Here is a 16,373-nt window from a genome sequence, read left to right as displayed (position 1 = left end):
TTTCAGGTGGAAAGGTCCGCCTGAAATTCAATCATCATACGATATGACTATTGTCGTCATGATTCGCGGTAAATGCTTCGACCGCTGTAACGCTTTTCAAATAACGCTCAAGAAAAATAACAAGGAGTCTGCTTATGAAACGTCGTTTCGGGATTCGTACCCTGTGCAGTACCGCGCTGGCGGTCACTGCGTTCAGCCTGAGCAGTGCCCTGCTGGCCGCCGATCCGGTGAAGATCGGGTTTCTGGTCAAGCAGGCCGAAGAGCCGTGGTTCCAGACTGAATGGGCCTTCGCCGAGAAAGCTGCCAAGGACAAAGGCTTTGAGCTGATCAAGATCGCCGTGCCGGACGGCGAGAAAACCCTCTCGGCCATCGACAGCCTTGCGGCCAATGGTGCCAAGGGCTTCGTCATCTGCCCGCCGGACGTCTCCCTCGGCCCTGCGATCATGGCCAAGGCCAAACTCAATGACCTGAAAGTGATCGCCGTCGACGACCGCTTCGTCGACGCCAATGGCAAGTTCATGGAAGACGTACCGTACCTCGGCATGGCCGCGTTCGAGGTCGGCCAGAAGCAGGGCGCCGCCATGGCCGCCGAAGCGAAAAAGCGTAACTGGGACTGGAAAGACACCTACGCGGTGGTCAACACCTACAACGAACTCGACACCGGCAAGAAGCGCACCGACGGCTCGATGAAGGCCCTCGAAGACGCCGGCATGCCGAAAGATCACATTCTGACTGCCGCCCTGAAAACCCTCGACGTACCAGGCAGCATGGACGCCACCAACTCGGCGCTGGTCAAGCTGCCGAGTGCGGCGAAGAACCTGATCATCGGCGGCATGAACGACAACACTGTGCTGGGCGGCGTGCGCGCCACTGAAGCCGCCGGTTTTGCCGCGGCCAACGTGATCGGCATCGGCATCAACGGCACCGACGCCATCGGCGAGCTGAAAAAGCCCAACAGCGGCTTCTACGGTTCGATGCTGCCGAGCCCGCACATCGAAGGCTACAAGACCGCCGAGATGATGTACGAGTGGGTCACCACCGGCAAAGAACCGCCGAAGTACACCGCAATGGACGACGTCACCCTGATCACCCGCGACAACTTCAAGCAGGAGCTGGAGAAGATCGGCCTGTGGAACTGACGGCAGCGGCGGCCCGGCCAGCCGGGTCGCTTGAACGGTGTGATGAGGTGGCTTAAATGCACGCGCAAGTACAAACACAAGAACACAGCGCCAGCGGCAGCCTGCGTTTCAACGGGATCGGCAAGACCTTTCCCGGGGTAAAGGCGCTGGACGGCATCAGTTTCGTCGCTCACCCCGGACAGGTCCACGCCTTGATGGGCGAGAACGGCGCCGGCAAATCGACCCTGCTGAAAATCCTCGGTGGTGCCTACATCCCGAGCAGCGGCGAGCTGCAGATCGGCGAGCAGACGATGGCCTTCAAGTCCACTGCCGACAGCATCGGCAGCGGCGTGGCGGTGATTCACCAGGAGTTGCATCTGGTGCCGGAAATGACCGTGGCCGAGAACTTGTTTCTCGGTCATCTGCCGGCCAGTTTCGGCCTGATCAATCGCGGCGCGCTGCGCCAACAAGCCTTGGCTTGCCTTAAAGGCCTGGCCGATGAAATCGACCCGCAGACCAAAGTCGGACGCCTCTCTCTCGGCCAGCGGCAACTGGTGGAAATCGCCAAGGCGTTGTCCCGTGGCGCGCATGTGATTGCCTTTGACGAACCGACCAGCAGCCTCTCGGCGCGGGAAATCGACCGGCTGATGGCGATCATCGGCCGGCTGCGCGACGAGGGCAAAGTGGTGCTCTACGTCTCCCATCGCATGGAGGAAGTGTTCCGTATCTGCGATGCGGTCACGGTGTTCAAGGACGGTCGTTATGTACGCACCTTCGACGACATGAGCCAGTTGACCCATGACCAACTGGTGACCTGCATGGTCGGGCGCGACATTCAGGACATCTACGATTATCGCGGTCGCCCGCGCGGTGCCGTGGCGCTGAGAGTCGATGGATTGCTCGGCCCGGGCTTGCGCGAGCCGATCAGTTTCGATGCGCACAAAGGCGAGATTCTGGGCCTGTTCGGATTGGTCGGGGCCGGGCGCACCGAGCTGTTCCGGCTGCTCAGCGGTCTGGAGCGCAACACCGCCGGACGTCTGGAATTGCGCGGTCATGAACTGAAGCTGCGTTCGCCCCGCGATGCGATTGCCGCCGGGATTCTGCTGTGCCCGGAGGATCGCAAGAAGGAAGGCATCATTCCGCTTGCCAGTGTCGCCGAGAATATCAACATCAGTGCGCGCGGTGCGCATTCCGGGCTCGGTTGCCTGCTGCGCGGGATCTGGGAAAAGGGCAACGCCGAGAAACAGATCAAGGCCCTGAAAGTGAAAACGCCCCACGCCGGGCAACAGATCAAATTCCTGTCCGGCGGCAATCAGCAGAAGGCGATTCTCGGCCGCTGGCTGTCGATGCCGATGAAAGTCCTGCTGCTCGACGAACCGACCCGGGGCATCGACATCGGTGCCAAGGCCGAGATCTACCAGATCATCCATAACCTGGCCGCCGACGGTATTTCGGTGATCGTGGTGTCCAGCGATCTGATGGAAGTGATGGGTATTTCCGACCGCATTCTGGTGCTGTGCGAGGGCGCCCTGCGTGGCGAAGTCAGCCGCGACCAGGCCAACGAATCCAACCTGCTGCAACTGGCTTTGCCGCGCCACCGCGCTGACGGCGTGGCGAACTGAGAGGTGACTATGATGACAACCCAAAACGAAACCCTGCCGACCGAGCGCAAACCTCTGGATATGCGGCGCTTCCTCGATGACTGGGTGATGCTGCTGGCGGCGGTGGGCATTTTTGTCGCCTGCACCTTGCTGATCGACAACTTCCTCTCGCCGCTGAACATGCGTGGCCTGGGCTTGGCGATTTCCACCACCGGGATTGCCGCGTGCACCATGTTGTATTGCCTGGCGTCGGGGCATTTCGACTTGTCGGTAGGCTCGGTAATCGCCTGCGCCGGGGTGGTGGCGGCAGTGGTGATGCGCGACACCAACAGCGTATTTCTCGGCGTCAGCGCGGCGCTGGTGATGGGCCTGATCGTCGGCCTGATCAACGGCATCGTGATCGCCAAGTTGCGGGTCAATGCGCTGATCACGACGCTGGCGACCATGCAGATCGTCCGTGGCCTGGCCTACATTTTTGCCAACGGCAAAGCGGTGGGCGTCTCGCAGGAATCGTTTTTCGTGTTCGGTAACGGCCAGTTGTTCGGCGTGCCGGTGCCGATCCTGATCACCATCGTCTGCTTCCTGTTTTTCGGCTGGCTGCTGAACTACACGACCTACGGGCGCAACACCATGGCCATCGGCGGCAACCAGGAAGCGGCGTTGCTGGCGGGGGTGAATGTCGATCGCACGAAGATCATCATTTTCGCGGTGCATGGGGTGATTGGGGCGCTTGCGGGGGTGATTCTGGCATCGCGGATGACGTCGGGGCAGCCGATGATCGGGCAGGGGTTTGAGCTGACGGTGATTTCGGCCTGCGTGCTGGGCGGGGTGTCGCTGAGTGGCGGGATCGGGATGATCCGGCATGTGATTGCCGGGGTGCTGATTCTGGCGATTATCGAGAATGCGATGAACTTGAAGAATATCGACACGTTTTATCAGTATGTGATTCGTGGGTCGATTCTGCTGCTGGCTGTGGTTATCGACCGTCTCAAGCAACGCTAAGATCAAGAGCTCCCTCACCCTAACCCTCTCCCGGAGGGAGAGGGGACTGATTGGGGGATGCTTCAGAGATACATCGACCTGAAAGTGTTTTGCTGAATCCATAATCGACTGGGTTTTTCAGGTTGATGTAGCGCGTAATACAGCTCGGTCAGTCCCCTCTCCCTCCGGGAGAGGGTTAGGGTGAGGGTGCTTTTGATTTTCCTCGCCTTCTGTCACCAACCCAAAATTTCCCTTGCCCGTCTCAACCCGTTTCGGTTATCACTTTGTACATGATTAGACAGGTACGATTTGACAAGAAACAACGGGTGGTCGACGAGCTCGTCCGACGCATCGAAAGCGGCCTCATGGAGGACGGTTTTCTGTTGCCCGGCGAGCATCAGTTGGCTCAGGAATTCAACGTCAGCCGAGGCACGTTGCGCGAAGCGCTGGCCGAACTGAAGCGGCGCAATTACATCGCCACGCAGAGCGGGGTCGGTTCCATCGTCACGTTCGACGGCGTGGCGCTCGATCAGCGCAGCGGCTGGGCCCAGGCCCTGGCCGACAGTGGGGCGTTGATCAATACCGACGTGTTGCGCCTGGAAGCCGTGACCCGCGAGGATCTGCTGCCGCGTTTCGGCTCTGATCAATTCATTCTTCTCGAACGTCGCCGCCGTTCCAGCGATGGCACGGCTGTGTCCCTTGAACGCTCTCTGATGCCCGCCAGCGGAGGCCTGGAAAGCCTGCCGCGCGTCGGTCTGATCGATAACTCTCTGACCATCACCCTGGCCGCTTACGGCTACATCGGCGAGCGCGGCGATCAGTGGATCGGTGCCGAACCGCTCAACGCCGTTGATGCCAAACTGCTCGGCCGTCCCGAAGGCACGGTATTCCTCAAGGCGCTGCGCACCACGTATGACCGGCAAAACCGTTTCATGGAACAGGTCGAAAGCCTGCTCGACCCGGTGCATTTCCGCCTGCACCTGCAATTTGGAGAATCGAAATGACCGCCCTCGACCGTGCCCTGGGCGCGTTTTACGGCCTGGCCCTGGGCGACGCGCTGGGCATGCCGACCCAATCCCTGAACCGCGAAACCATCAAGCAGCGCTTCGGCCAGATCACCGATCTGCAAGACGCCGGCCCCTTGCAGCCGATTGCCGCGAACATGCCCAGGGGCTCGATCACCGATGACACCGAACAGGCGATTCTGGTCGGCGAATTGCTGCTCGAAGGGCGCGGCCGGATCGAACCGGCGGTGCTCGCGCAACGGCTGATCGAATGGGAAGCCGAGATGCAGGCCAAGGGCTCGCAGGACTTGCTCGGCCCCTCGACCAAACGTGCAATTGAAATGATCCTCGCCGGCCATTCACCGGAAGAGGCCGGGCGCTATGGCACCACCAACGGCGCCGCGATGCGCATCACTCCGGTGGGAATCGCAGCGGATGTCGCCGACCCCGAGCGCTTCATTGCGGCGGTGGTGCAGGCCTGTCAGGTCACCCACAACACCACGTTGGGGATTTCCAGCGCGGCGGCGGTGGCGGCGGTGGTTTCGGCCGGGATCAATGGTCTGGATCTGGGCGAGGCGCTGAACCTCGGTCAGCAGGTCGCCCAACAAGCGGAAGCGCACGGGCACTGGGTGGCCGGTGGGCGCATCGCTTCACGAATCAGTTGGGCGCGCAGCATCAGTGTCGAAAGCGACCCGGTGTTGCTCGCGGATCTGCTGTACGACGTGATCGGCACCTCGGTTGCGTCGCAGGAATCGGTCGTAGTGTCGTTCGCCCTCGCGCAGCAGGTCGCGGTCGGTGAAATGACGCCGTTCGATGCGCTGTGCATGGCCGCGAGCCTGGGTGGCGACACCGATACCATCGCCGCGATTCTCGGCGCCATGCTCGGGGCCTGCCTGGGCTTGCAGAGCTGGCCGGCGCCGATGATCGAGACGGTGAAGGCCGTCAATGGCCTGGAGCTGGAACCGTTGGTGACAGGGCTGTTGGCCTTGCGCTGATTGGACTGACGCCATCGCTGGCAAGCCAGCTCCCACAGGTTCAAAGCGAACCTTGAGGTTTGCACGGTTCCTGTGGGAGCTGGCTTGCCAGCGATGGGCGCACCACAAGTCTTGAATATTCACCCGCAATGGATCGCGCAGACAGGCCCAGGAAGGGGCGGGATGTCTTGTCGTTCTGCGTCATTGCCACAACCACAATAAAGGCAAACAGGAGCATTTTTCATGAGTTCATCGACCGCCGGACAAAGCGCCGGGCAACTGGAAACCCGGGGCATCGAACCGGTGCCGGAAGGCGAGTGCAACGGCCATCCGCTGCAACTGTTCTGGGTCTGGTTCGCCGCCAACATTTCCATCCTCGGCCTGCCGCTGGGCGCCACGCTGGTTGCGTTTCGCGGCCTGGCGATCTGGCAGGCAATCATCGTCGCGATCCTCGGCGCTGCCGGTTCGTTCGCGGTGGTGGGGATCATCTCGATTGCCGGCCGTCGCGGTCGTGCGCCGAGTCTGACTTTGTCGCGGGCAATCTTCGGTGTACGCGGCAATATCGGCCCGACGCTGGTGTCGCTGATGTCGCGCCTGGGTTGGGAAACCGTCAACACCACCACCGCCGCGTTCGTGCTGCTGTCGCTGTGCTCGATCCTGTTCGGCTCGCCGGTGGAAGCCAAAAGCGCGCCGGTGCTGACCCTGATTTTCATCGCGATTTTCGTGCTGCTGACCCTGTCGGTGTCCGGCCTCGGCCACGCCACCTTGCTGGTGATCCAGAAGTGGGCGACCTACGTGTTCGGTGCGCTGAACATTCTGGTCGGCGGCTTCCTCTGCGCGACCATCGACTGGAGCGCGGTGTTCAACGCCACGCCGGCGCCGATGAGCGCGATGATCATCGGTATCGGCACCATGGCCGCCGGCACCGGGATTGGCTGGGCGAATGCCGGCGCCGACATGTCGCGCTATCAGCATCGCAGCGTCAAAGCCGTGCGCCTGGTCGCTTCAGCGGCGTTCGGTGCGGGGATTCCGCTGGTGCTGCTGATCACCCTCGGCGGCTTGTTGTCGGTGGGCAACAATGACCTGGCGTCGGCGACTGACCCGATCGTTGCGATCCGCGACATGCTGCCGACCTGGATGGCCGTGCCGTACCTGATCACCGCATTCGGCGGCCTGCTGCTGTCGAACAACCTGTCGGTGTACTCCGCCGGTCTGACGACGCTGACCCTCGGCCTGAAGGTCAAACGCGTGTACGCGGTGGTGGTCGACATCGTCGCGATCTTCGCCGGTTCGATCTACTTCATGCTGATCGCCGACAGCTTCTACGGCCCGTTCATTACCTTCATTTCCCTGCTGGCGGTGCCGATCACCGCGTGGGTCGGGATCTTCGTGGTCGACCTGATTCACCGTCACTACTACAGCCCCAAAGATCTGCTCGACGTCAGTCCGAGCAGCGCCTACTGGTACAGCGGCGGCATCGAGTGGCGCGCATTCGGCGCGTGGGCGATCGCGATCGTGCTGGGCTTCAGTTTCACCACCATCGGCACCACGGCTGAAAACGTCTGGTTCAAGGGCTTTCTGTCCGACTCCTGGCTGGGCCACAACGGCCTCGGCTGGATCGTGACGTTTGTGGTCGCTGGCGGCATTTACTTCGTACTCGGCGGGGCGAGAGATCGCCGCGCTGCGCAATCCGAGAATGCTCATGCCTAAGATGTTGCACACCGGCCAGGTCATCATTGACCTGGTCATGGCCGTGGATGCGCTGCCGCAAATTGGCGGTGACGTGCTGGCGCAGTCCGCCAGTTTCGAAGCCGGCGGCGGCTTCAATGTGATGGCTGCCGCCGCGCGCAATGGCTTGCCGGTGGTCTATCTCGGCCGCCACGGCAACGGTCGGTTCGGCGATCTGGCGCGGCAGGCGATGAATGCCGAAGGCATCCGCATCGGCATCCAACAACCTGCAGAACGCGACACCGGGATCTGCGTGGCGTTGACCGATGCGTCCGCCGAGCGCAGTTTCATTTCCTACATCGGCGCTGAAGGTGAAGTGACGGAGGCGGAGCTGAACAGCGTTGCCGCCGAGGCGGGGGACTACGTCTACGTCAGCGGCTACAGCCTGCTGCACAGCGGCAAGGCCCAGGCATTGCTGGACTGGACGCTGGCGCTGCCGAGGACGATCAACGTGGTGTTCGATCCGGGCCCGCTGGTGGAGTCGCCGGACTCACCGATGATGCAGGCATTGCTGCCGCGCATCGATGTGTGGACCAGCAACAGCGTCGAGGCGCTGCGTTTCACGGGCGCGGCGGACATCGAAACAGCACTGGACCGGTTGGCCGTGCACCTGCCACAGGAGGTGCTGATGGTCGTGCGCGACGGCCCGCAGGGTTGCTGGATTCATCAGTGCGGCGAGCGTCAGCACGCGCCGGGTTTCAAGGTGCAGGCAGTGGACAGCAACGGCGCGGGCGATGCGCATGCAGGCGTATTCGTTGCTGGACTGGCGCAAGGATTGGCCGCTCACGAAGCCGCAGGACGCGCCAACGCCGCGGCTGCGATAGCGGTCACTCGCTGGGGCCCGGCGACCGCGCCTGGCACTGCCGAGGTTGATGTGCTGATCAGCAAAAAATGCACTGACTGAACGATCGCAATCGCTGGCAAGCCAGCTCCCACAGGTTTCAGTAGGGGGCGCAGTTTTTGCGAGCCCTTTGATTTCTGTGGGAGCTGGCTTGCCAGCGATAAGGCCTTCAGCCGTTACATCCAGTCTGGACCTAGCCGGCTCTGCGCAACGCCGCAATCAACTCATCTTTACGCATCGACGAACGCCCGGGGATTTTCCGCTCCCGGGCCTCCTTGCGCAGGCTATCGACCGTCTGCACTTTGCGTGAAGCCTTGCTATCGCGCGAATGTCCCTCGCGGCTTACTGTCGCGCGCCGCGCCGACTCCTTGCGATCTGAAGCTTTGGCGCTGGCCGGTTTCCGGCGCCCGGAACCTCCGGCCTTCTCGCCGCCGCCGGACTGTTTGTTCACCGTCGCCCAGGCGCGGGCCTCGGCTTCGTCCTTGGACATCCCTTTTTTCTGATAGCTGTCTTCGATGTGTTCGGCTTTGCGCTTCTGTTCTTCAGTGTATTTGGCTTTGCTTCCACGAGGCATGGCGAGTCTCCTGGTGGTTGGATGAATCTCTGCAGGAGGTCTGGCGCAGGCAGCGCGTTCAACCACTGCCTGCGCCAGTGACCGCAAGCCTCAGGTATCGAGCTTACGCGCCGCTTCCACACCTGCAGCGCTGAGCTTGATCGGCAGATTCAGCGAATGCTCTCCCGCTTCATTGCAAGTGATGTGTCCGTGGTGAATCAGTCCACGCTCCTGCAGGGCGGCGAGGGCACTGGCCACGACTTTCTCGCCGCGATAATTGTCCAGCACCTCTTTGCCGAGGCCGCTTGGGTGGGCATGCAGCAGGCGGGTGAGGACTTCTTTTTCCAGGTTTTTATCGACGTTCATGGTTACCTCTTCAGGGAAGTGGATAAGACACGTTGCGTGGATGAAGCACGGATCACTGTCCTGCGCCTTCAGAGCCCGAACCACCCGTGGTGGTTTTCGAGCCGACGCCGGGACCGGCGTTGTCGGGGGCGGCCGGTGCGTCGGGGGTGTTCATGCCGCCCTGGCGGCCGGGATCGCTGCCTTGGGTGCGAGGATCGGTTCCTGTGGCGGGTGGCTGATTGATCAGCGGTACACCCGAACCGTCGGTATTCATACCGGGGGCACTGTTGATGGCGGGTGCTCTGGGCTGGGTGACCGGATCGGTCGGCCCGGTGCCGGCGGCGGTGGTCGAGGCGGCGAATACCGCCGGACTGAGGAGGGTTGCAAATACGAGCGCAGTCAACCTTGACGGGATCATAGGGGGTCTCCAGTGATTGAAATCCTTACCTCCTTTTTGTCTGCCCTCGTGAAAGATTGGTGCCTGATGAGCGACGAACGGTTCAGAACGACTGAACGCTTTCGAGACCTATCTCGTCCTTGAACTGCTCCATGAAGCCTTTCAGGCGCTGATGACGGAGCTGTGCCAGACGTTGACCGGCAGCGGTCTGGAAACCGTCGGCGAGGTGCAGCAGTTTGGTCTGGAAATGATCGAGGCAGAAACGCTTGTCGTCGTAGTCTCTTTCCCAGGCCTCGGGATCGTGCGGGTCATACAGCGCGCTGCCCATCCGTCCGGCGGTGTAGAAGGTGCGGGCGACGCCGAGCATGCCGAGGGAATCGAGACGGTCGGCGTCCTGCACCAGTCGGGCTTCGAGGGTAAGCGGGGTGATGTTGGCGGAAAAACTGTGGGCTTCGATGGCGTGGGTGACGGCGTCTATTTTGGCCTCGGGCCAGTTCAGGTTTGCCAGCACCTTTGAGGCTTTTTCCGCTGCCAGACGCGATGCCTGTGAACGCAGCGGCGAGTTCTTTTCCACCGCCACGCAATCGTGCAGCAACACCGCCGCGAGCAGCACCTCAAGGTCGCCACCTTCCTCGGCCTGCAAGGTGCGCGCGCTGTGCCAGACCCGTTGCAGGTGCGACAGATCGTGAGCGCCGTCCTCCGACGGTTCCAGCGCATGGGGCAGCAGTTGGGCGGCGAGTTCCGTGAGAGGCGAAAAAGCGAGATTGTTCATGGGAGTCCTTGTGGGTCATCGGCCGCGCTAGCCTAATCCGTGGATTGCCATGTGACGAGCGCCGCGCGCGGCCTTAACATGGCGTTTTCCTTTTTCCGACAAGGCCCGTCCATGACGATCGAAATCCGCCCGGCGACCCCCAGCGATGCTCCGCAAATCCTCGCGTTCATCACCGAATTGGCAGACTTCGAAAAGGCCCGACACGAAGTCATCGCCAGCGTCGCGGACATTGAACGCAGCCTGTTCAGCGAAGGCGCTACCGCCCACGGCCTGATATGCCTGCGCGACGGCTTGCCGATCGGTTTTGCGGTCTTTTTCTTCAGCTATTCGACCTGGCTGGGCAGCAACTGCCTGTACCTCGAAGACCTCTACATCACCCCGGAACAACGGGGCGGCGGCGCCGGAAAAACCCTGCTGCGCCACCTCGCAAAAATCGCCTGCGCCAACGACTGCGGCCGCTTCGAATGGAGCGTGCTGGACTGGAACACCCCGGCCATTGAATTCTATAAATCCCTCGGCGCCCAGCCGCAGGAAGAGTGGGTGCGTTACCGCATGGATGGCAAGGTGTTGCGCGAGTTTGCTGAAGGCTGAGTAAATAGTGGCGATCTGATTGCTGATTCGATTGTCCAAACCGCTCTAGTCCGGCATCCTGTGCGCCATTTTTGCGCGCTCACGGACGAAACCTGCAATGCCTCTGGCAATCTTTCTCCACGCCCGTGGAGCCTTCGCTGCGTCAACGAGTGACCGGCGATGAGCGGACTACGGGCGTCGATCCGCCTGTACGGTCTGGTCAAAAACCTCGGCTCAAGCGACAACCCGAACCGCCAACCGGTGGACATCCTCTGCACCGTCAACCGCCTCGGTGGCAAAGCCATCCGTGCGTATGTCTCGCGGCTCGATGCGCAGTTGATGACGCCTAGTGCAAACCACCTACGACCAGCATCGATTGACCGGCTACAACACCTGGCTCAATCAGCTCGACGACGCCACACCTGCCGAGCTGAACTGGTTTGCCGATGAAGCCTGGCAACAACTGCAAACCCTCACCCCCCCGAACAGCCGCGAGCATTGTCGCGCGCTTTTCGATTCTGTCGACAACCACTGGCGTTTCGCCGCGACCGATGTCGACCTCTATCAGCCACACCTGGAACCTCTGAAGCAAGGAGCTTTGAATTGAGTGGTATACCCGCTGCACGCGTCACCACCCAACCGCCTGCCCACTGCCAGGCCACGGCAACAACCCGATCGTCTCCGGCTCGCCGGACGTGTTCTTCGACGGACTCCCCGCTGCGCGCATGACCGATAAATCGGCGTGTGGCAGCCCGATAACCGGCGGTGTTTCCGCCACGGTCTTCATCAACGGCCTGAATGCCGCGATGCTCGACAGCACCGGCGGGCACGGCAATGTCGTGGTTGGTGGGTCGGGGACGGTGATTATTGGACAGAGCGGGGGAGGGGCGGCTTTTAGTGGTTTGTTGCCGATGCCGGTGCATTTCAATGATCGGATGCAGGTGATTAACGAAATTACTGGTGAGCCCATGCCAAATCACCCTTACGCGATTCAACGCGCTGATGGGAGCGTGGAGCACGGCGTAACCAATGACGCGGGGTTTACCCATACCGTGAGTTCGCATTTGCCTGAGTCGATCAAGCTGTTCGTGGAGTAGGAAGATATGACTACTGAAAATCCTGCTCTGAAAGGGTGTAAAAGACTGGTCGTGACCCACGACCTGACCTGCAAAACGGACGGAACAGTCAAGCAGGCCACGATCACTCCCAAAAAGATTATTCTGTTTTTTGTGGGTGGTGCGGGTGATAAAGAAAGTTATTACGGCACTGGCCCCAATAATAACGTTGCTGACGTCATGAAGGTGTTCGTCAGGGATATGGAGGCTCAGGGTATTTGTTCTGATAATTATGATGCCCACCATATCGGTTATAACTATTTTATTAGTGATGATGATCTGAAAAAGAATGTGCTGGAGAAAATTACTGATGTGGCCACGCCTGTATATATCATTGGGCATAGCTTGGGCGGATGGAATGGTGCGCACCTGTCAGCTGTATTGACTGATAAGGGGTATCGAATTCCGTGTCTGGTTACACTCGATCCGGTTGGCGAAGAAAAAATCGTGTGGGGGGGGTCTAACATCTACCGTCAGGAGCCGAAGCCGAAGGCGGAATATTGGGTTAACGTCAGAGCCGATGTCAAAGACTGGAATTTTTCCGATCTCGTAGCCGATTTTGGAGAGCAATGGGATATGAAAAGTGGGCCCAATATGAACGGGCGAGTGAATGTGAATCACGCCGATGCCTGGGTTATCTACACATCAGTCCTACAAGGTGGCATCTCGGCCAGAGACGCTTTGATGCAGGTTGTTGTTACTCATTTTAAAGGACGGAAATGTGCGTAATGTAATTTTATGTATAGCTCTCTTGCTTTGCACTTCCTGTGCGATGAACCATGGTAAGCCCATTGCTCACTTAAAATACGTTGGTGTTGAACGTTATTTGGATAGGGGCATTTATCAGGTTCGTTTTTCGTCTGATATTGATGTTGTCAATCTTTTCAAATCAAAAATAAGTCAAACGCTACTGTGTTCTTTTGAGGACGATTTTGATTTTTCGGCACCTCACTCCGCAGGTAGATATGGAGAGGGTTTTATCGAGCCTGAAATTTCAAGTGCCGGGCTGACTTTCAGGGCGGATGTCTTATTTTTCGAAAGAAAAAATGATACCAGTGAAAAAATTATTGGAGGTGAGGTTTTGAGGTCTTTATTAGTGGGCCGAAAGTCTATTGTCTGTAAGGTCAGAATTAATTCCTACTCCTATAAAATATATTTGTCGGAGGACATGAAAGTTCCAACGGCAGATCTGTTAAGAGAGATCGATAAGTTTTAAACGGGATGCGATCCGTCCGGACAGGCGGTGCTCGCTGCTCAGTTCGCTGTCCGGGCTTTTAAGGAAGAAAAAATCCCAAAATATGGGATGCAAAATTACATATTGAGATTTTCCGCCTGAGAGGTCTATAGTCCAGCTCACTCACTGCCAATAACAAAACAGGTGAAGCGATGCTGGCGCAATTGATCGCGCTCGATTGGGGGACGACCTCACTACGTGCTTACAAACTCGCGACGGGCGGACAGGTGCTGGCGCAGCGGTCGCTGTCGTTCGGGATCATGCAGTTGCCGAAGACGCCGCGCGTCATTAATGGTCGCGAATGCGCCGAGGGTTTTGAACTGGCGTTCGACGAGGCGTGCGGCGACTGGCTCGACGCACAACCCGAATTGCCGGTGATTGCCTGCGGCATGGTCGGCAGCGCCCAGGGCTGGCGCGAAGCGTCCTACCGCGATACGCCGGCCAACGTGGCCGATCTCGGAAAATCCCTGCAAACCGTTCGCAGCCTTCGCGGTGTCGATGTGCACATCGTGCCGGGCGTGATTCAGCGTTCGACGCTGCCGAACGTGATGCGCGGCGAGGAAACTCAAGTCCTCGGCGTCCTGCAGAACCTGCCGGTCGAGGCGGGCAATGATCTGCTGATCGGCCTGCCCGGCAGTCATTCGAAATGGGTGGAAGTGGCCGACGGCTGCATCACCCGTTTCGACACTTTCATGACCGGCGAAGTGTTCGCCGTGCTCAGCGAACACAGCATTCTCGGCCGTACCCAACAGCACAGCACGACGTTCGACGCCGCCGCCTTCGATCGCGGCGTACAGGTGGCGTTGTCTGCAGAGGGCGAGATCGGCGTGCTGTCGACCCTGTTCAGCGCTCGCAGCCTGGGCCTGACCGGCGAACTCAGCGCCACCGCACAGCCTGACTATCTGTCCGGTCTGCTGATCGGCCACGAGCTGGCGGCGTTGGCCAACGTGCAACGACGCCGACGCAACAGCGCACATCTTCCTTCGATCGTCCTCATTGGCAACGCGCAGTTGTGCGCCCGCTACAGCCGTGCTCTCGATGCCTGCGGTTTCGCCCGGGTGACGCTGGCCGAGCAAGCCACCGAGCGAGGACTGTGGCAATTGGCGCTCGCCGCCGGACTGATCGATTCCTCATCTCGTTAACCCTGACTGGAGGCCTGAGATGCTCAAGCAAGCACTGGCGCAAAACGGTCTGATCGCGATCCTGCGGGGCCTGCATCCGCAGGAAGCCGCCGCTGTCGGAGAAGTCCTGTATGCGGCCGGATTTCGCGTCATCGAAGTACCGCTCAATTCCCCCTCGCCGTACGAAAGTATTCGCATCCTGCGTAAGACCCTGCCCGCCGATTGCCTGATCGGTGCCGGCACGGTGCTGACCCCGGAACAGGTCGAACGGGTGAAGGAGGCCGGCGGCCAAGTCATCGTCATGCCCCACAGCGATGCCAAGGTGTTGCGGGCGGCAAAGGCAGCCGGGCTGTACCTGTCGCCGGGCGTCGCCACGCCGACCGAAGCCTTTGCGGCGCTGGAGGAGGGCGCGGACATTCTCAAGCTGTTCCCGGCCGAGCAGATGGGCCCGGCAGTGGTGAAAGCCTGGCTGGCGGTGTTGCCGGTCGGGACGGTTCTGGCGCCGGTCGGCGGCATCACGCCGGACAACATGCAGGCGTTCATCGACGCCGGCGTCAAAGGCTTCGGCCTCGGTTCCGGGCTGTTCAAACCGGGCATGACGACTGAGCAAGTGGCGACCAATGCCAAGGCTTACGTGGCGGCCTGGAAAGCCCTTCGCTAAGACTTTTCCGGCGCTGCGTGCGCTGCATCTAACAAGAGAGACAAGCAGATGAAAATCACCAAACTCACCACCTTCATCGTCCCGCCGCGCTGGTGCTTCCTGAAAGTCGAAACCGACGAAGGCGTGACCGGGTGGGGCGAGCCCGTGGTCGAGGGCCGCGCCCACACGGTCGCTGCAGCGGTCGAGGAATTGTCCGACTACCTGATCGGCAAAGACCCACGCAATATCGAAGACATCTGGACCGTGCTGTATCGCGGTGGCTTCTACCGGGGCGGCGCGATCCACATGAGCGCGCTGGCCGGCATCGATCAGGCGCTGTGGGACATCAAGGGCAAGGCCCTCGGTGTGTCGGTCAGCGATCTGCTCGGCGGTCAGGTGCGCGACAAGATTCGCGTGTATTCGTGGATCGGCGGTGACCGTCCGGCGGACACCGCGCGGGCCGCTAAAGAGGCGGTGGGCCGGGGTTTTACGGCGGTGAAAATGAACGGCACCGAGGAGCTGCAATTTCTCGATACCTTCGAAAAAGTCGATCTGGCGCTGGCCAACGTTGCCGCCGTGCGCGATGCGGTGGGGCCGAACGTCGGCATCGGCGTCGACTTCCATGGCCGGGTGCACAAACCGATGGCCAAGGTGCTGATGAAGGAGCTTGATCCTTACAAATTGATGTTCATCGAAGAGCCGGTGCTCAGCGAAAACTACGAAGCGCTGAAAGAACTGGCACCGCTGACCAGCACCCCGATTGCCCTCGGTGAGCGGCTGTTTTCGCGCTGGGACTTTAAACGGGTGTTGAGCGAAGGTTACGTCGACATCATCCAGCCGGACGCGTCCCACGCCGGCGGCATCACCGAGACCCGCAAGATCGCCAACATGGCCGAAGCCTACGATGTGGCGCTGGCACTGCATTGCCCGCTGGGGCCGATTGCACTGGCGGCGTGTCTGCAACTGGACGCCGCTTGTTACAACGCGTTTATCCAGGAACAGAGCCTGGGCATCCATTACAACGAGAGCAATGACCTGCTCGATTATGTGAAGGATCCGCGTGTGTTCGACTACGACAAGGGCTTCGTGAAAATCCCCAACGGCCCGGGCCTGGGTATCGAGATCAACGAGGAATACGTGATCGAACGCGCGGCGGTCGGTCATCGCTGGCGCAACCCGATCTGGCGGCATGCCGATGGCAGTTTTGCCGAGTGGTGAGTCTTTTCTGACCCAACAGCAAACCCTGTGGGAGCTGGCTTGCCAGCGATAGCGGTATATCTGGCACATCAATGTTGGATGTGCCGCCGTCATCGCTGGCAAGCCAGCTCACACAGGGTGGACAGTGCAAGTTTCACTCCCGACCTCAATAAACATAAAAA

General features: G+C 60.2%; 18 protein-coding genes and 1 pseudogene. 15 read left to right on the top strand and 4 right to left on the bottom strand.

Annotated elements, in window-relative coordinates:
• The first annotated feature begins 134 nt into the window (after positions 1-134).
• The 7 genes from QLG12_RS28435 to QLG12_RS28405 all read left to right on the top strand — a co-directional run bounded on the left by QLG12_RS28435 (position 135) and on the right by QLG12_RS28405 (position 8,310).
• On the top strand, positions 135-1,139 hold the full coding sequence (locus QLG12_RS28435) for a substrate-binding domain-containing protein (RefSeq protein ID WP_197869173.1): 1,005 nt from the start codon (positions 135-137) through the stop codon (positions 1,137-1,139).
• 56 nt (positions 1,140-1,195) lie between these two features.
• Entirely contained in the window at positions 1,196-2,740 is a 1,545-nt protein-coding gene (gene araG / locus QLG12_RS28430; RefSeq protein ID WP_011335423.1) for an L-arabinose ABC transporter ATP-binding protein AraG, read from the top strand.
• 12 nt (positions 2,741-2,752) lie between these two features.
• Positions 2,753-3,721 carry an L-arabinose ABC transporter permease AraH gene (araH, locus tag QLG12_RS28425; protein WP_011335422.1) on the top strand — a complete coding sequence of 323 codons (969 nt, stop codon included), beginning with the start codon at positions 2,753-2,755 and terminating at the stop codon, positions 3,719-3,721.
• 269 nt (positions 3,722-3,990) lie between these two features.
• Complete coding sequence (locus tag QLG12_RS28420) at positions 3,991-4,704, top strand: GntR family transcriptional regulator (protein WP_197869172.1); 714 nt, start codon at positions 3,991-3,993, stop codon at positions 4,702-4,704.
• Entirely contained in the window at positions 4,701-5,699 is a 999-nt protein-coding gene (locus QLG12_RS28415) for an ADP-ribosylglycohydrolase family protein (RefSeq protein ID WP_282475613.1), read from the top strand. The genes QLG12_RS28420 and QLG12_RS28415 overlap by 4 nt, the downstream gene beginning before the upstream one ends.
• Positions 5,700-5,921: 222 nt before the next feature.
• Positions 5,922-7,388 (top strand): cytosine permease, encoded by a 1,467-nt coding sequence (locus tag QLG12_RS28410; protein ID WP_085647459.1) that lies wholly within the window; start codon positions 5,922-5,924, stop codon positions 7,386-7,388.
• Entirely contained in the window at positions 7,381-8,310 is a 930-nt protein-coding gene (locus tag QLG12_RS28405) for a PfkB family carbohydrate kinase (RefSeq protein ID WP_282475612.1), read from the top strand. The genes QLG12_RS28410 and QLG12_RS28405 overlap by 8 nt, the downstream gene beginning before the upstream one ends.
• A gap of 130 nt (positions 8,311-8,440) precedes the next feature.
• On the opposite strand, the gene QLG12_RS28400 is transcribed toward QLG12_RS28405, so the two are convergent.
• The 4 genes from QLG12_RS28400 to QLG12_RS28385 form a co-directional block, all read right to left on the bottom strand.
• Positions 8,441-8,821 (bottom strand): Rho termination factor N-terminal domain-containing protein, encoded by a 381-nt coding sequence (locus QLG12_RS28400; RefSeq protein ID WP_282475611.1) that lies wholly within the window; start codon positions 8,819-8,821, stop codon positions 8,441-8,443.
• Between the two features lie 90 nt (positions 8,822-8,911).
• The gene (locus QLG12_RS28395; RefSeq protein WP_011335416.1) at positions 8,912-9,166 is read right to left on the bottom strand and encodes a hypothetical protein; all 255 of its coding nucleotides are present in this window, start codon (positions 9,164-9,166) and stop codon (positions 8,912-8,914) included.
• A gap of 52 nt (positions 9,167-9,218) precedes the next feature.
• Positions 9,219-9,563, bottom strand: a complete 345-nt coding sequence (locus tag QLG12_RS28390) for a hypothetical protein (RefSeq protein WP_011335415.1) — start codon at positions 9,561-9,563, stop codon at positions 9,219-9,221.
• A gap of 82 nt (positions 9,564-9,645) precedes the next feature.
• A complete protein-coding gene (locus tag QLG12_RS28385) occupies positions 9,646-10,314 on the bottom strand; it encodes an HD domain-containing protein (protein ID WP_282475610.1) in 669 nt (222 codons plus the stop codon).
• A 111-nt stretch (positions 10,315-10,425) separates the two neighbouring features.
• Here QLG12_RS28385 and QLG12_RS28380 point away from each other — a divergent pair, with 111 nt between their 5' ends.
• From QLG12_RS28380 to dgoD, 8 genes and pseudogenes are all read left to right on the top strand, one after another.
• A complete protein-coding gene (locus QLG12_RS28380) occupies positions 10,426-10,905 on the top strand; it encodes a GNAT family N-acetyltransferase (protein WP_041475599.1) in 480 nt (159 codons plus the stop codon).
• A 328-nt stretch (positions 10,906-11,233) separates the two neighbouring features.
• Positions 11,234-11,491, top strand: a complete 258-nt coding sequence (locus QLG12_RS28375; RefSeq protein ID WP_282475609.1) for a hypothetical protein — start codon at positions 11,234-11,236, stop codon at positions 11,489-11,491.
• Positions 11,488-11,981: pseudogene (locus tag QLG12_RS28370) on the top strand (PAAR domain-containing protein). The gene QLG12_RS28375 and the pseudogene QLG12_RS28370 overlap by 4 nt, the downstream one beginning before the upstream one ends.
• 6 nt (positions 11,982-11,987) lie before the next feature.
• Entirely contained in the window at positions 11,988-12,728 is a 741-nt protein-coding gene (locus QLG12_RS28365; protein ID WP_282475608.1) for an alpha/beta fold hydrolase, read from the top strand.
• Positions 12,721-13,215, top strand: coding sequence for a hypothetical protein (locus QLG12_RS28360; protein WP_236194000.1), 495 nt, complete (start codon positions 12,721-12,723; stop codon positions 13,213-13,215). The genes QLG12_RS28365 and QLG12_RS28360 overlap by 8 nt, the downstream gene beginning before the upstream one ends.
• A 170-nt stretch (positions 13,216-13,385) precedes the next feature.
• On the top strand, positions 13,386-14,375 hold the full coding sequence (locus QLG12_RS28355; protein WP_282475607.1) for a 2-dehydro-3-deoxygalactonokinase: 990 nt from the start codon (positions 13,386-13,388) through the stop codon (positions 14,373-14,375).
• Positions 14,376-14,394: 19 nt separating this feature from the next.
• Complete coding sequence (locus QLG12_RS28350) at positions 14,395-15,015, top strand: 2-dehydro-3-deoxy-6-phosphogalactonate aldolase (protein ID WP_236194002.1); 621 nt, start codon at positions 14,395-14,397, stop codon at positions 15,013-15,015.
• A gap of 48 nt (positions 15,016-15,063) precedes the next feature.
• On the top strand, positions 15,064-16,212 hold the full coding sequence (dgoD, locus tag QLG12_RS28345; protein ID WP_007950849.1) for a galactonate dehydratase: 1,149 nt from the start codon (positions 15,064-15,066) through the stop codon (positions 16,210-16,212).
• The last annotated feature ends 161 nt before the right edge of the window (positions 16,213-16,373 follow it).

This window comes from Pseudomonas sp. V88_4 (assembly GCF_029967985.1).
Lineage (GTDB): Bacteria > Pseudomonadota > Gammaproteobacteria > Pseudomonadales > Pseudomonadaceae > Aquipseudomonas > Aquipseudomonas glycinae.
This window is presented reverse-complemented; position numbering and strand designations above follow the sequence as displayed.

Excerpts from the sequence above, each read along its gene's own strand:
- QLG12_RS28365 (WP_282475608.1), top strand. The coding sequence starts at position 11,988 with ATGACTACTGAAAATCCTGCTCTGAAAGGGTGTAAAAGACTGGTCGTG.
- QLG12_RS28405 (WP_282475612.1), top strand. The coding sequence starts at position 7,381 with ATGCCTAAGATGTTGCACACCGGCCAGGTCATCATTGACCTGGTCATG.
- QLG12_RS28350 (WP_236194002.1), top strand. The coding sequence starts at position 14,395 with ATGCTCAAGCAAGCACTGGCGCAAAACGGTCTGATCGCGATCCTGCGG.
- dgoD (WP_007950849.1), top strand. The coding sequence starts at position 15,064 with ATGAAAATCACCAAACTCACCACCTTCATCGTCCCGCCGCGCTGGTGC.
- QLG12_RS28395 (WP_011335416.1), bottom strand. The coding sequence starts at position 9,166 with ATGAACGTCGATAAAAACCTGGAAAAAGAAGTCCTCACCCGCCTGCTG.
- QLG12_RS28410 (WP_085647459.1), top strand. The coding sequence starts at position 5,922 with ATGAGTTCATCGACCGCCGGACAAAGCGCCGGGCAACTGGAAACCCGG.
- QLG12_RS28390 (WP_011335415.1), bottom strand. The coding sequence starts at position 9,563 with ATGATCCCGTCAAGGTTGACTGCGCTCGTATTTGCAACCCTCCTCAGT.
- QLG12_RS28380 (WP_041475599.1), top strand. The coding sequence starts at position 10,426 with ATGACGATCGAAATCCGCCCGGCGACCCCCAGCGATGCTCCGCAAATC.
- QLG12_RS28355 (WP_282475607.1), top strand. The coding sequence starts at position 13,386 with ATGCTGGCGCAATTGATCGCGCTCGATTGGGGGACGACCTCACTACGT.
- araH (WP_011335422.1), top strand. The coding sequence starts at position 2,753 with ATGACAACCCAAAACGAAACCCTGCCGACCGAGCGCAAACCTCTGGAT.
- QLG12_RS28385 (WP_282475610.1), bottom strand. The coding sequence starts at position 10,314 with ATGAACAATCTCGCTTTTTCGCCTCTCACGGAACTCGCCGCCCAACTG.
- QLG12_RS28420 (WP_197869172.1), top strand. The coding sequence starts at position 3,991 with ATGATTAGACAGGTACGATTTGACAAGAAACAACGGGTGGTCGACGAG.
- QLG12_RS28415 (WP_282475613.1), top strand. The coding sequence starts at position 4,701 with ATGACCGCCCTCGACCGTGCCCTGGGCGCGTTTTACGGCCTGGCCCTG.
- QLG12_RS28400 (WP_282475611.1), bottom strand. The coding sequence starts at position 8,821 with ATGCCTCGTGGAAGCAAAGCCAAATACACTGAAGAACAGAAGCGCAAA.
- QLG12_RS28435 (WP_197869173.1), top strand. The coding sequence starts at position 135 with ATGAAACGTCGTTTCGGGATTCGTACCCTGTGCAGTACCGCGCTGGCG.
- araG (WP_011335423.1), top strand. The coding sequence starts at position 1,196 with ATGCACGCGCAAGTACAAACACAAGAACACAGCGCCAGCGGCAGCCTG.